Raw genomic sequence first — 12593 nt, 5'->3', positions numbered from 1 at the left:
AGTGATCCTTGACACTGCTTGCAGAATTGGCGTGAACCAAGCAGGGGACATGGGGCAAGGGCCTGACCGGCCGCGCTGCCCAGCAGCGAAGGTGTTGTCCCCGTCTCGCGTGGCGAGCAAGGGGGGGAAGGCGCGAAGCGACTCAGGAGGAGCTTCATCATCTCTTGCCCATCAGGCCTTCCGGGCGCCATACAAGGATCACGGCCATCAGCAGATAGATGCTCATGCCGCTGAGTTCCTGGAAGAACACCTTGCCGAAGGTATCCACAAAGCCCACCAGCAGCGAGGCAATCAGCGCGCCGGTGATAGAGCCTATGCCGCCGATGACCACCACCACAAAGCAGATGATGAGCACGCTGGAGCCCATGTTCGGATAGACCGAACTCATGGGCGCCGCGATCATTCCGGCCAGGGCCGCCAGGGCCACGCCCACGGCAAAGACGATGCGGTAGAGGCGCTTGATGTTGATGCCCAGGCCGCGCACCATGTCGCGGTTGCTGGCACCGGCACGAATCATCATGCCCAGACGCGTGCGGTTGACGGTGTAGTACATCAGCAGCGCCACCAGCAGGCAGGCAGCGGCTGCAAACACGTTGTACCAGGGGTACTGCATCATGCCCATCAAAGGGAAGCTGCCGGCCAGCCAGGCAGGCTTTTCCACGCCATGCACATCGTTGCCCACGAGGATGGCGCGCAGGCCTTCAAACACCAGAATCAGGCCATAGGTCATCAGCACCTGCTGCAGGTGATCGCGTTCGTAGAGAAAGCTGAAGAATGCCCATTCGAGAAAATAGCCCAGCACCACGGCCAGCACCATGCCGACCAGCAGCATGATGATGAAATGCTGGCCCAGGTACGGTGCGAGCGAGAACGCCACGTAGGCACCGATCATGTAGAAGCTGCCATGGGCGAGGTTGATCACCCCCATGATGCCGAAGATCAGCGTCAGGCCGGAGGCCAGCAGAAACAGAAGCAGTCCGTACTGAACAGAGTTCAGACACTGCACCAGAAAAGTGGCGAGATCCACGGCAATCCTTGTTGAAGCAGGAGGCTGCAAAGCGGGGCATACAGCCCGGCGAATCGTCGATTCGCGCTGGAGACGAGGTGCTCTGTCGCAGGCGGCACCGAAGGTGCGGCAGGACAGAGCAAGCAGGTATCGAGGGCGGTATGGCTCGCGTCTATTACATGCGGCAGCCGCGGGCCGGGTCCGCCAGCGCCTTCACTGCCACGCTGATCTTCTTGTTCTCCTTGCCGTCAACCTTGCGCAGATAGATGTCCTGCACGGGATTGTGGGCCTTGCTCAAGGTGAAGTCGCCGCGCGGGCTGGCAATCGTGGCTTTCTCGATGGCTGTACGGAAGACATCCTTCTTGCCGATGTCGCCGCCGGCGGCCTTCAGGCCCACGGCCAGCATCTGTGCGGCGTCATAGCCTTGCACGGCATAGACATCGGGCTGCAGCTTGTAGTTCTTGGCGTAATTGGTGCGGAAGGCCTGATCGCGCGCCGTACCCAGTTCGTCGGCATAGTGCAGCGTGGTCAGCATGCCCTGGGCGGCCTCGCCCTGAGCGTCCAGCGTGCCGTCGGTCAGAAAGCCCGGTCCGTAGAGCGGAATGGTTTTGGACAGGCCCGAGGCGTGATAGTCCTTGACGAATTTCACGGCACCTGCGCCCGCGAAGAAGGAGAACACGGCATCGGGCTTGGCCGCTGCGATCTCGGTCAGCAGAGCCTGGAATTCAACGTTGGGAAACGGCAGCGTCAGCTGCTTGCTGACCTTGCCGCCGCTTTTCTCGAAGCCTTCCTTGAAGCCGTTGACGGCCTCTTCACCGGCAGCGTACTTCCAGGTCAGGGTCATGGCATTTTTCTTGCCTTCCTTGGCTGCGACCACGCCCATGGGGTAGGCCGTCTGCCAGTTGGAGAAGGAGCTTCGGAAGATATTGGGAGCGCACATGGGGCCGGTGACTGCATCGGCTCCCGCATTGGGCACGATGAGCACGGTGCCGCTTTCCTTGGCGGCCTTGGCCATGGCCATGGCCACGCCGGAGTGCACGGTGCCGATGATCACATCGACCTTGTCGCGCTTGATGAGGCGGTTGACGTTGTCCGTTGCCTTGGCGGGATCTGACTCATCGTCGACCTTGAAGTATTCGATCTCGCGCCCGCCCAGCTTGCCGCCTTGCTCGGCTACCTGCATGCGAAAGCCGTTCTCGATCGCCACGCCCAGGGCTGCATAAGTGCCGCTGAAAGGCAGCATGAAGCCGACCTTGATCTTCTCCTGCGCGATGGCGCTGCTGCCGCTTGCGGCGGCAGCCAGTGCGATTGCGCTCCATATTGCCCATTGCTTGCTCATGCTTGTCTCCTGCTGGTTGATGGACGAATGCCGGCTTACTCTCAGATCAACGGTTATGACTGGCTGTGGTGCTGGGGTTGGCACTGATGCACGAGCGCACTCTAACAACTTTAGGTTTAAAGCAATACCAGCGATTGCCCTAGTTTGTGACTACTGTTTTGATAGCTTCTTGCAACCTTGCGATAAGCAATTAGCGCGGCTTGGATTCCAGCTCACGCAAACGAAAGCGCTGGATCTTTCCTGTCGCGGTCTTTGGCAGCTCATCGACAAATTCAATGAAGCGCGGGTATTTGTAGGCGGCCAGCCGATTCTTCACAAAGGCCTTGAGTTCAGCCTCGCTGGCGCTCTGTCCGGGCTTGCACACCACATAGGATTTGGTCTTGGTCAGGCCCTGTTCGTCGGTCACGCCGATCACGGCCGCCTCAAGTACGGCAGGGTGCTGCTGCAGCGTGGATTCGACCTCGAAGGGCGAGACATAGATGCCGCTGACCTTGAGCATGTCGTCGCTGCGGCCTGCATAGGTGTAGTAGCCGTCGGCATCGCGCACATATTTGTCGCCGCTCTTGAGCCAGGCACCCTGGAAGGTGTCGCGCGTCTTGTCGCGGTTGGCCCAGTACATCAGGGCCGCGCTCGGGCCCTTGATGTAGAGGTCGCCGATCTCGCCATCGGCCACGGGCTGTCCGTCCTCGCCGCGCAGCTCCACCGCATAGCCGGGCACAGGTTTGCCGGTGCTGCCGTAGCGTATATCGTCCGGGCGGTTGGAGAGGAAGATATGCAGCATTTCGGTGGAGCCGATGCCGTCCACGATATCGGCGCCGAAGTGGGTCTTGAAGCGCTGGGCAATCTCGGCCGGCAGGGCTTCGCCTGCCGACGAGCACATGCGTAGGCTGACCTGTTCGCGTGCCGGCAGGGTGGGGTGAGCCAGCATGCCCGCAAAGCCCGTAGGCGCTCCGAAAAACACTGTGGGCTGGTGCTCGGTCCAGCGCCTGAAAGTGGCTTCCGGCGTGGGTCGCTCGGCCATCAGCACCACGCTGGCTCCCACGCTCAGGGGGAAGGTCAGGGCATTGCCAAGGCCGTAGGCGAAGTAGAGCTTGGCGGCGGAAAAGCAGACATCGTTTTCGTTCAGGCCCAGCACCGGTTTGCCATACAGCTCGGCCGTCCAGTAGGGGTTGGCGTGGGTATGCACCGCCCCCTTGGGTTTGCCGGTGGAGCCCGAGGAATACAGCCAGAAGCCGGGGTCGTCGCCCATGGTTCTGGCGGCATGAGCGAGCGGCATTTGCTGCTGCAGCCAGGGCTGCAGCGGCTCGAAGGCCGGCGGCAGGCCTTGCGGTGCTTCATCGGGCCTGGCGACCCAGATATGGTTGACCTCATGCTGCGCCTGCTCCAGGGCCTGCTGCACCACGGCAACCAGCGCGCCATTGGTCACGATCGCCTGAGCACGGCAATGCTCGAGCATATAGGCGTAGTCGGCAGCAGTGAGCAAGGTATTCACCGCCACCGGCACCACGCCTGCGTACATGGCTCCCAGAAATGAGATCACCCACTCGCGCATATCGTGCATGACCAGCAGCACGCGCTCCTCGCGATGGATGCCGGCAGCGAGCAGGCCATGGGCCAGGCGGCGCGCCTGCTCCTGCAACTGAGCATAGCTGAGCGTGCCCTGGTCATCGGTGTAGGCGTTCTTGTCACCGCGCCCCTGGTTGAGATCGAACAGATGCTGGGCAAAGTTGAAGGCTTGGCTGAAGTCGGTCATGGCTCATGCTCCCGTCGTTTCGGCCAGTGCCTGCAGAAGCTGTGGTGCGGCTTGTATGGCGCTTTTGCGATGATAGAAATCCAGTGCCCGCAGGCCGCCGAGTTCGGAGCCGCCGCCGGCGCGGCCCGGACCGCCATGCAGGGACTGGGGCATGACATTGCCGTGGCCCGTATGCAGCCTGGCGACAGCGGGCGTGACCACGTGCACGCGGCCGTGGCTGGCTGCGAGATCGGTGGCGGCTGCGGCCAGGGCCTGGTCGTCATCGCCGTAGATCGAGCAGACCAGCGAGCCCTGGCCGCGATGCGCCAGTGCCAGGCCATGTGCCAGGTCACGGTAGGGCATGAGCGTGGCCACCGGGCCAAAGACTTCCATGTCATGCACGAGTGCACTGCCATCGGGGTCCTGTGTTCCCAGCAGCACGGGCTGGGCGCAGGCGGCAATCGCCGGGTCGGCATCGATCAGCGCATTACGCCGGCCGTCATACAGGGCCGTGGTGTGCTCCAGCAACCGGCCCAGGCCCTGCTGCACGCTGTCGTACTGCTCGCGGCTGACCAGAGATCCCATGCGTACGGCGTCGTTGCGCGGGTTGCCCACGGCGATCTTTGCCAGTTGTGCACCGAGGGCCTGGGCCACATCGTCGTACAGAGCTTGTGGTACCAGCACGCGGCGTATGGCCGTGCATTTCTGGCCGGATTTGACCGTCATTTCGCGCACCACCTCACGCGCCAGCAAGGCGGCAGCTTCGCTGTCCGGGCCATGGCCGGGCAGCAGCAGCGCGCAGTTCACGCTGTCGGCCTCGATATTGCTGCGCACCGAGTGGCGGGCTATGGCCGCGTGAGAACGTATGGTCGAAGCCGTCTCCGCAGACCCCGTGAACGAGACCACATCCATGGGGTGCAGCTGATCCAGCAATCCGGCAGCGCTGCCGCAGACGATGGACAAAGCGCCCGGCGGCAATATGCCGGCATCGATCACATCCTTGACCATGCGCTGGGTCAGCCAGGCGGTGGCCGTGGCCGGCTTGACGATGACGGGCACGCCCGAGAGCAGGGCCGGTGCCGCCTTCTCCCACAGCCCCCAGGCAGGGAAGTTGAAGGCGTTGATGAACAGCGCCACGCCGCGTGTCGGGACCTGGATATGCCGGGACAGAAAGGCACCGTCTTTGGCCAGCGCCACGGCTTCGCCGTCGCTCAGATGCCTCGCATCGCCGAGCGCCGCGCCCCATCTGGCGTATTGGTTCAGGGTGTAGATGCCACCATCCACATCGACGGCGGTGTCGTTTCTGACGGTGCCGCTGTTGGCGGTGGATATCTCGTAATACACGTCGCGGCGGCTTTGCAGCACGGCGGCAATATCGGCCAGCAGGCTGACGCGCCGGGCGTAGCTGAGGGCTCGCAAGGCCTTGCCTCCTGTGTCGCGTGCGAAGGCAAAGGCGGCGCCCAGATCAAGCCCTGTGGCATCGACACGCACCAGCTCTGCTCCCAGTACCGGGTCGCGTAACAAACTGCCCGGGCCGCTGCCGGTTTGCCAGCGGCCAGCCACATGGTTGGCCAGTAACTCGGTCATGGGGGTCTCCTGAAGTGCTGTTCTGATCAGCATCAAATCTTTGATGAAACATGCAATATTGTGCGTACATTCAAAAGATAAATACGAGACAATGCAGTGTCAAGCAATATATTGCATGATTCGCGTTAACCCCGACTGTTTATCATTCACGGCCTCTGAGGAGCTTTATGGATCAGTTAGACATGGCATCCGCGTCGGTTGCGGAAGGGGATGAAGCGGGCAAAAGCCCGTTGCTGCAGGCCTTGGGCGAGAGGGTGCGCAATCTGCGTGCGCGCCGCGGTCTCACGCGCCGCGGGCTGGCTTCGGCGGCCGTGGTGTCCGAGCGCCATCTGGCCAATCTCGAATACGGCACGGGCAACGTCTCCATCCTGGTGCTGCAGCAGATCGCACATGCACTTCAGTGCAGCATGGCCGAGCTGCTGGGCGATGTGACGACGGCCAGTGCCGAATGGCTGTTGCTGCGCGAATTGCTGGAAGGCCGCAGCGAGGCCGATTTGCAGCGCGTGCGACTGGCCGCCGGAGAGATTCTGGGTACCGCACCCATCGGCGATCCGCACCGGGCTTCGCGCATTGCCCTGATCGGCCTGCGCGGCGCGGGCAAGTCCACGCTGGGGCGCATGCTGGCGGAGCAGCTGAATGTGCCGTTTCTGGAACTGAACCAGGAAATCGAGCGCGTCGCGGGTTGCAGCGTGCGCGAGATCTATGACCTCTATGGCGCTGGAGCCTATCGCCGCTACGAGCGCCGCGCGCTGGAAGAGGCCGTGCAGATCTACAGCGACGTGGTGATTGCCACCCCGGGCGGCATCGTGTCAGACCCCGCAACCTTCAACGAACTGCTCAGCCATTGCACCACGGTCTGGTTGCAGGCCCAGCCCGATGAGCATATGAGCCGTGTCGTGGCCCAGGGCGACACGCGGCCCATGGCGGCCAACCCCGAGGCCATGGATGATTTGCGCCGTATTCTGGACGGCCGATCGGCTTTCTATTCCAAGGCCGATCATGTCTTGGACACCAGCGGAAAGAGCGTGGCGCAAAGCCTCAAGCAGCTGAAAGTGCTGGTCGCAGCCTGACGGTATTCACAGGGGCAGGGCACGCTCCAGCACGGCGGCGATGTCAAGTCCTGCGGGGTCAAATGCCCCTACCACCATGGCTCCGTTCTGTCCGCCCAGGCGGGTGTGGATGAAGCCATCGGCCATGTGCTCGGGCGCATGCCTGTGCAGCAGGCAGGCCTGGGCCAGCAGACACAAGTCCTGCACCAGTCGGCGGGCCTGCGGCTCCAGTGCCTCGGGGGAACCGGACAGGCGTTTGGCCAGCGATTGCGCCATCGCCGCCAGAAGGGGCTGGTCGGCAGCCATATCGCCGAGATCCTGCAACAGCAGGCGCGTGGCTTCAGGCTCGCGGCCCATGGCGCGCAGAACGTCGAGACACATCACATTGCCAGAGCCTTCCCAGATGGAGTTGACCGGCGCTTCACGGAACAGGCGCGAGACGATGCTGTCCTGTACATAGCCGTTGCCGCCAAAGACCTCCATGGCTTCGCCCGTGATCTCCACCGAGCGCTTGCAGACCCAGAACTTGGCGGCCGGAGTCATGATGCGCTTCCAGGCGCGGGCCAGCAGATCGCCTTCGGCCTCCGACTCATAGGCCTGAGCCAGATGCATGGCGAGCTGCATGGAGGCTTCGCTTTCGAGTGCCAGGTCCGCGAGCACGGTGGCCATCAGCGGCTGATCCGCGAGATGTCTGCCAAAGGCCGAGCGCTGGCGCGCATAGGCAATCGACTGCACGGTGGCGCTGCGCAAAATGGCCGCGCTGCCCAGCACGCAGTTCAGCCGCGTGTAGCTGGCCATTTCGATGATGGTGGGAATGCCTCGGCCTTCCTCGCCCATGAGAATGCCCCAGGCGTCCTGCAGCTCCACTTCCGAGCTGGAGTTGCTGCGGTTGCCTACCTTGTCCTTGAGGCGCTGCACACGCACGGGGTTCTTGCTTCCGTCGGGACGCCAGCGCGGCACGAAAAAACAGGCATGACCGCCGAGCTCACCGCTTGCCGTGGCCATGCGAGCCACCACCAGATGGGCGTCGCACATGGGGGCCGAGAAAAACCATTTGTGGCCGCGCAGCAGATACTCGCCGCCGCGACCACCCTCATGCACGGGGCGGGCCACCGTGGTGTTGGCACGCACGTCCGAGCCGCCCTGTTTCTCTGTCATGCCCATGCCTATCCAGATGGATTTTTTCTGGTCCAAGGGCAGATCGCGTGCGTCATACTCATGGCTGAACAACCGGGCCTGCAACTGGCTCCATAGCTGGGGCTCTTTTTGCAGCACGGGGATGGCCGCGGTGGTCATGGTGGCCGGGCATAACGTGCCTTGCTCCACCTGGCCGTGCAGGTAGAAGCCGGCGGCCCAGGCGCTCCAGCGGCCGCGGCTTGGACTCTCGAAGGGCAAGGAGATCAGGCCCTGTTTGCGATACAGCTCCATGAGGCGATGCCAGCTGGGGTGGAATTCCACGGCATCTAGCACACGCCCGCGCGCGTCGAAGCGCTGCAGCTCGGGCGTATGGCGGTTGGCGAGCTCGGCATGCTCCCAGTTGTGCTTCTCGCCAAGCTGCTGCGCAAAGCGGCTCAGGGCCGGAACAAAGCCCTGGGCCTGCTGGCGTTGCAGCACTTCCTGCAAGGCCGTGTCGGCCTGCAGCAGATTGATGTCGGTCAGCTCATCGAACTGGTTGAAGACGTCATGGGTGTCCAGGGCCTGCATGCGATCACTCCTGTAGCTGTGCGCTTGTCACAGCCCAATATAGAGCGCCGCATGGCTGACGCAAAGCGGGTTTTCAGCTGCCTTGTCGCTGGTGTTCAGCGCCTGCGTGCCTGCTCGTACAAGCCCATGACGCGCGGCACATTACCCTCCAGCTGGCGTATGCGATCGGGGCCTGTAGGGTGCGTGGAGAGAAAGCCTATGCCGCCTTCGCCCGTGGCCTGACTCATCTTGCGCCACAGACTCACGGCGGCCTGCGGGTTGTAGCCGGCGCGGGCGGCCAGCTCCAGTCCGACCAGGTCGGCATCGCTTTCGTCATTGCGGCTGAACTTGAGGCTGAGCAATTGCCCGCCCAGGCGTGCAGCGGCATTGCCGATATCGCCCAGACCCAGCAATTGCGCGCCCAGCGATATGCCTATGCTGGTGGCCTGGTTCTTGGCCAGTTGCTCGCGCGAATGCTCGCGCAGGGCATGGGCCATCTCGTGGCCCATGATCATGGCGATCTCGTCGTCCGTGAGCTTGAGCTGGTCGATGATGCCTGTGTAGAAGGCGATCTTGCCGCCGGGCATGCAGAACGCGTTGATCTGCTTGCTGCCTATGAGATTGACCTCCCAGCGCCACTGGCTGGCGCGCGGGTTCCACTGCGCGGCATAGGGAATCAGGCGCTGGGCAATGCCGCGCAGGCGTTGCAGCTGCGGGTTGCCGGCGTCTGCCAGCGCGCCCTGGGCCTTGGCCTTTTGCAGCAGCTCCTGGTACTGCTGGGTCGCAGAGCTTTCCAGCGTCTCGGCCGGTACCAGCTGGCGCATCACCGAGGCCTTGCCTACCTCCACCTGAGCCTGCGCTGGCGCGTGCATCAGCGCAGCACAGACCAGTGCGGGCAGTAGGCAGTTGCGGGTGGCGGGCAGGCGCAGGGATGAGATGAGGGCGTGCATAAGCGCCAAGTCTATGCGAGCTGTAGCCTGCCTCGGGTCAGACGGTTTCTGCAGTCTTGCGCTCTGCCTGTACTACCAGCCACAGACCGCCGATCACGCCGAACAGACCGATCACGGACCACCAGGCGGGGCGCTCGCCAACCACCAGCAGCGACAGCGCAAAAGCGGTGATCGGCTCGGCCTTGCTCAGTGCCACGCCGGTCGCGGCAGACATGCCGCGCAGGCCCACGGAGAACAGCAGATAGGCAAAGCCCGTGGCGAACATGCCCAGATAGATCACCACGGCCCAGCCGCCGGCGCTGATCTGCAGCGGCCCGCCCAGCCAGGCCGAAACGGGCAGTGACAGCAGGGCCGCGCAGGCAAACACCCAGGCATTGACCGTGGCCACGCGCGATTGCAGCACCAGTGCCTGGTTGACCAGCGCGTAGGCGGCATAGGACAGACCGGCCAGCAGACACAGGGCCATGCCAGCCCATGGCAGATGCTGTCTCTCGGTGGCGGCCAGCGCCATGACAATGCCTCCGCCAACGCCGGTGCAGGTGCCCAGCCACCATTGGAGACTGGGCATGCGCTTTTGCACCACGGCCTGCATCAGGCCGGCCCAGATGGGGCCGCTGCCTATGGCCAGCGCCGTACCCAGGGCCACGCCGCTGGCCTTGACGCCGGCAAAGAAGCTGAGGTTGTAGATGGCCATGCAGAGGCCGCAGAACACGATGCGCGCCCAGCGCATGGGTTGGCGCGCATGGCCTCGGTCCAGCAGCAGCGCCAGCGCGCCAAAGAACAGCGCGGCCATGACCATGCGCAGGCCGCCCACCCAGTAGGGCGAGAGCTGTGCAGGCGCGAAATGCTGTGCCGTGCCCGTGGTGCCCCAGAGCATGGCGGCGGCCAGCACCAGGCCGACAGGGCCCAAGGCGCTGCGGGGCGAGGGAGAAGAGATAGCGGAAGTGACAGACATGAGTGAGCCATCATGCGCGGGCCAGGGCTGCTCATCTGTCGAGAAACGCTTGAAGTGCGAGGGGCGGCTCAGCGGCGTTCGCGCAGCTGGCGCGATGTCAGGCCGCGCTCGCGCCGCAGTGCATAGGCCAGGGCGCTGGCCGATGCGTAGCCGCAGCGCAGTGCGGTCGCTTCGAGTGCCGCCCCCTTTCTGAGCTGCAGCACGGCAGCGTCCAGACGCAGGCCGCGAAGCCAGTCCTGCGGCGTGCGATCCGTCAGTTCCACGAAACGGGCGTGGAACTGGGCCACGCTCAGATGCACCAGGTCCGCCAGCCGGGCCGTGGGCCAGCTTTCATGCAAAGCCGCCTGTACTTGGCGCTGCAGCCACAGCAGATCCATGCCGCGACGCTGCAGCAAGGTGGGAGCCTGCAGCACCAGCGCCATCTGCGCGGCGGCTGACAGGCTTGATTGCGGAAAGCGCAACGCCGGGGGCACGGCAAAGCGGCGCAGCTTGTCCAGCCCCTGGGTCATGGGCGCGTCGATCACCAGCACCTGGGTTTGCGGTGCTGCCAGATAGCCGTGGCCGGTTCCTGCGGGTATGACCATGCCGCAGGCGCTGTCCACAAAGCTGGGTCTGCCACCCACCTCCAGCTCCATGCGGCCTTGCAGCGCAAACAGAATCTGGGCATGGTCATGGGCATGGGCCTGATGCTCGCCGCTGTAGCTGCGCACCGAGGTCTGTGCCTGGTCAAGCACAGGGCGCGGAGATGCGGTGTCACGGCTCATGGGGCAATCCTGCTTACAGAAAGAGACGACGGTCGCGGTAATGGTAGCGCCCGGCGACTGGCGTGGGCAACCGATAATGCCCTCTGCCTCAGAGAACCAGACCATGACCGAGTCGTCCCAAACAAGTCGCAACCCCTCCTCCGCAGATGTCGTCATCAAGCCCAAGCGCAGCTGGAGCCAGGCCTTCAAGGTCTATGCCCAGCCCACCAGTCTGCGCATGCTGGCTTTGGGTTTTTCGGCAGGCCTGCCGCTGTTGCTGGTGCTGGGTACCTTGAGTTTCTGGCTGCGCGAGGCCGATATCGATCGCACGACGATCGGCTTCCTGAGCTGGGTGGGTCTGGCTTATGCCTTCAAATGGGTGTGGTCTCCGCTGGTGGACCGTTTGCCCTTGCCGGCACTGACGCGGATGCTGGGGCGTCGCCGCAGTTGGCTGTTGTTTTCGCAGCTGCTGATCGTGGCGGGCCTGCTCGGCATGTCCTTCATGGACCCCAAGCAATCCCTGCAGCCGCTGGTGCTGTGCGCGGTGCTGGTGGCTTTCGGCTCGGCTACGCAGGATATCGCGCTGGATGCCTATCGCATCGAGTCCGCCAAGGTCGACGATCAGGCGGCTCTGGCGGCCACCTACCAGACCGGCTATCGCCTGGCCATGATCTGGGCTGGCGCCGGCGTGCTGTGGGTAGCGGCCCAGGTTCAAGGTGATGTGCAGGGCTATATGGTGCAGGCCTGGCATGTGGCCTACACGGCCATGGCGGCGAGCATGCTGGTGGGCATGATCACAGTGCTGCTCTCGCCCGAGCCTGAAGCTCGTCCCATGGCACCGGCACGCAATGCGGCCGAGTGGATCAAGGGCGCGCTGATCGCTCCGTTTGCCGACTTCATAGGCCGCTACCGCTGGCAGGCGTTGCTGCTGCTGGCGCTGATCGGCCTGTATCGCGTGAGCGACGTGGTCATGGGCATCATGGCCAATCCCTTCTATGTGGACATGGGCTATACCAAGGAAGAGGTGGCTGCCGTGACCAAGGTGTTCGGCGTCATCATGACGCTGCTGGGGGGCTTTGTGGGCGGCACCATGGCAGTGCGCTGGGGCGTGATGCGCGTGCTGATGCTGGGCGCCGTGCTGTCGGCCTGCACCAATATTCTGTTTGCCTGGCTGGCTACGCGCGGCCACGATGTCTCGGCGCTGGTCTGGGTGGTCAGCGCCGACAATCTCGCCGGGGGAATCGCCTCGGCGGCCTTCATCGCCTATCTCTCGGGCCTGACCAATGTGCAGTACTCGGCCACGCAATATGCGCTGTTCAGTTCGATGATGCTGCTGGCCCCCAAGTGGCTGGCGGGCTTCTCGGGGGCGTTTGTCGATGCTTATGGTTACGAGGCGTTTTTCCACACCACGGCGCTGATGGGCTTCCCCGTGCTGCTGCTGATTTTCCTGGCATCCAGAGTAAAAATTGGCTCTGACGATTGATGGGTAAGCACTGACAGCTATTGTTTTTGAGTGAATCGGCGTTTACCCAACTTTACGCACCAGACA

At 63.6% G+C, this 12593-nt stretch carries 10 protein-coding genes; 2 read left to right on the top strand and 8 right to left on the bottom strand.

Annotated elements, in window-relative coordinates; all coding sequences use genetic code 11:
- Positions 1-157 precede the first annotated feature (157 nt).
- From V8Z78_RS11165 to V8Z78_RS11150, 4 genes are all read right to left on the bottom strand, one after another.
- A complete protein-coding gene (locus V8Z78_RS11165) occupies positions 158-1027 on the bottom strand; it encodes a branched-chain amino acid ABC transporter permease (RefSeq protein ID WP_349731368.1) in 870 nt (289 codons plus the stop codon).
- A 154-nt stretch (positions 1028-1181) separates the two neighbouring features.
- Positions 1182-2345, bottom strand: a complete 1164-nt coding sequence (locus V8Z78_RS11160) for an ABC transporter substrate-binding protein (RefSeq protein WP_003069648.1) — start codon at positions 2343-2345, stop codon at positions 1182-1184.
- A 190-nt stretch (positions 2346-2535) separates the two neighbouring features.
- The gene (locus V8Z78_RS11155) at positions 2536-4098 is read right to left on the bottom strand and encodes a benzoate-CoA ligase family protein (RefSeq protein ID WP_046461728.1); all 1563 of its coding nucleotides are present in this window, start codon (positions 4096-4098) and stop codon (positions 2536-2538) included.
- 3 nt (positions 4099-4101) lie between these two features.
- Positions 4102-5664 (bottom strand): 3,4-dehydroadipyl-CoA semialdehyde dehydrogenase, encoded by a 1563-nt coding sequence (locus tag V8Z78_RS11150; protein ID WP_046461775.1) that lies wholly within the window; start codon positions 5662-5664, stop codon positions 4102-4104.
- Between the two features lie 167 nt (positions 5665-5831).
- Here V8Z78_RS11150 and V8Z78_RS11145 point away from each other — a divergent pair, with 167 nt between their 5' ends.
- On the top strand, positions 5832-6734 hold the full coding sequence (locus tag V8Z78_RS11145) for a helix-turn-helix transcriptional regulator (RefSeq protein WP_046461727.1): 903 nt from the start codon (positions 5832-5834) through the stop codon (positions 6732-6734).
- A gap of 6 nt (positions 6735-6740) precedes the next feature.
- On the opposite strand, the gene V8Z78_RS11140 is transcribed toward V8Z78_RS11145, so the two are convergent.
- From V8Z78_RS11140 to V8Z78_RS11125, 4 genes are all read right to left on the bottom strand, one after another.
- A complete protein-coding gene (locus V8Z78_RS11140; protein ID WP_349731367.1) occupies positions 6741-8417 on the bottom strand; it encodes an acyl-CoA dehydrogenase family protein in 1677 nt (558 codons plus the stop codon).
- Between the two features lie 95 nt (positions 8418-8512).
- Positions 8513-9346 carry a M48 family metallopeptidase gene (locus V8Z78_RS11135; protein WP_057094248.1) on the bottom strand — a complete coding sequence of 278 codons (834 nt, stop codon included), beginning with the start codon at positions 9344-9346 and terminating at the stop codon, positions 8513-8515.
- A gap of 37 nt (positions 9347-9383) precedes the next feature.
- Positions 9384-10256 (bottom strand): DMT family transporter, encoded by an 873-nt coding sequence (locus V8Z78_RS11130; protein ID WP_349731397.1) that lies wholly within the window; start codon positions 10254-10256, stop codon positions 9384-9386.
- A 113-nt stretch (positions 10257-10369) separates the two neighbouring features.
- Positions 10370-11065 (bottom strand): helix-turn-helix domain-containing protein, encoded by a 696-nt coding sequence (locus V8Z78_RS11125; RefSeq protein WP_003069633.1) that lies wholly within the window; start codon positions 11063-11065, stop codon positions 10370-10372.
- A 103-nt stretch (positions 11066-11168) separates the two neighbouring features.
- Here V8Z78_RS11125 and V8Z78_RS11120 point away from each other — a divergent pair, with 103 nt between their 5' ends.
- Complete coding sequence (locus V8Z78_RS11120) at positions 11169-12527, top strand: AmpG family muropeptide MFS transporter (protein ID WP_223305695.1); 1359 nt, start codon at positions 11169-11171, stop codon at positions 12525-12527.
- Positions 12528-12593: the final 66 nt, after the last annotated feature.

The organism is Comamonas sp. wu1-DMT (genome assembly GCF_040187805.1).
Taxonomy (GTDB): Bacteria; Pseudomonadota; Gammaproteobacteria; order Burkholderiales; family Burkholderiaceae_C; genus Comamonas; species Comamonas thiooxydans.
Note: the sequence above shows the minus strand (reverse complement) of the source record. Positions and strands in the feature narration are given on the sequence as shown.

Bases quoted from the DNA above. Each gene is read 5' to 3' on its own strand.
- V8Z78_RS11160 (WP_003069648.1), bottom strand. From the start codon at position 2,345: ATGAGCAAGCAATGGGCAATATGGAGCGCAATCGCACTGGCTGCCGCC.
- V8Z78_RS11155 (WP_046461728.1), bottom strand. From the start codon at position 4,098: ATGACCGACTTCAGCCAAGCCTTCAACTTTGCCCAGCATCTGTTCGAT.
- V8Z78_RS11150 (WP_046461775.1), bottom strand. From the start codon at position 5,664: ATGACCGAGTTACTGGCCAACCATGTGGCTGGCCGCTGGCAAACCGGC.
- V8Z78_RS11145 (WP_046461727.1), top strand. From the start codon at position 5,832: ATGGATCAGTTAGACATGGCATCCGCGTCGGTTGCGGAAGGGGATGAA.
- V8Z78_RS11140 (WP_349731367.1), bottom strand. From the start codon at position 8,417: ATGCAGGCCCTGGACACCCATGACGTCTTCAACCAGTTCGATGAGCTG.
- V8Z78_RS11135 (WP_057094248.1), bottom strand. From the start codon at position 9,346: ATGCACGCCCTCATCTCATCCCTGCGCCTGCCCGCCACCCGCAACTGC.
- V8Z78_RS11125 (WP_003069633.1), bottom strand. From the start codon at position 11,065: ATGAGCCGTGACACCGCATCTCCGCGCCCTGTGCTTGACCAGGCACAG.
- V8Z78_RS11120 (WP_223305695.1), top strand. From the start codon at position 11,169: ATGACCGAGTCGTCCCAAACAAGTCGCAACCCCTCCTCCGCAGATGTC.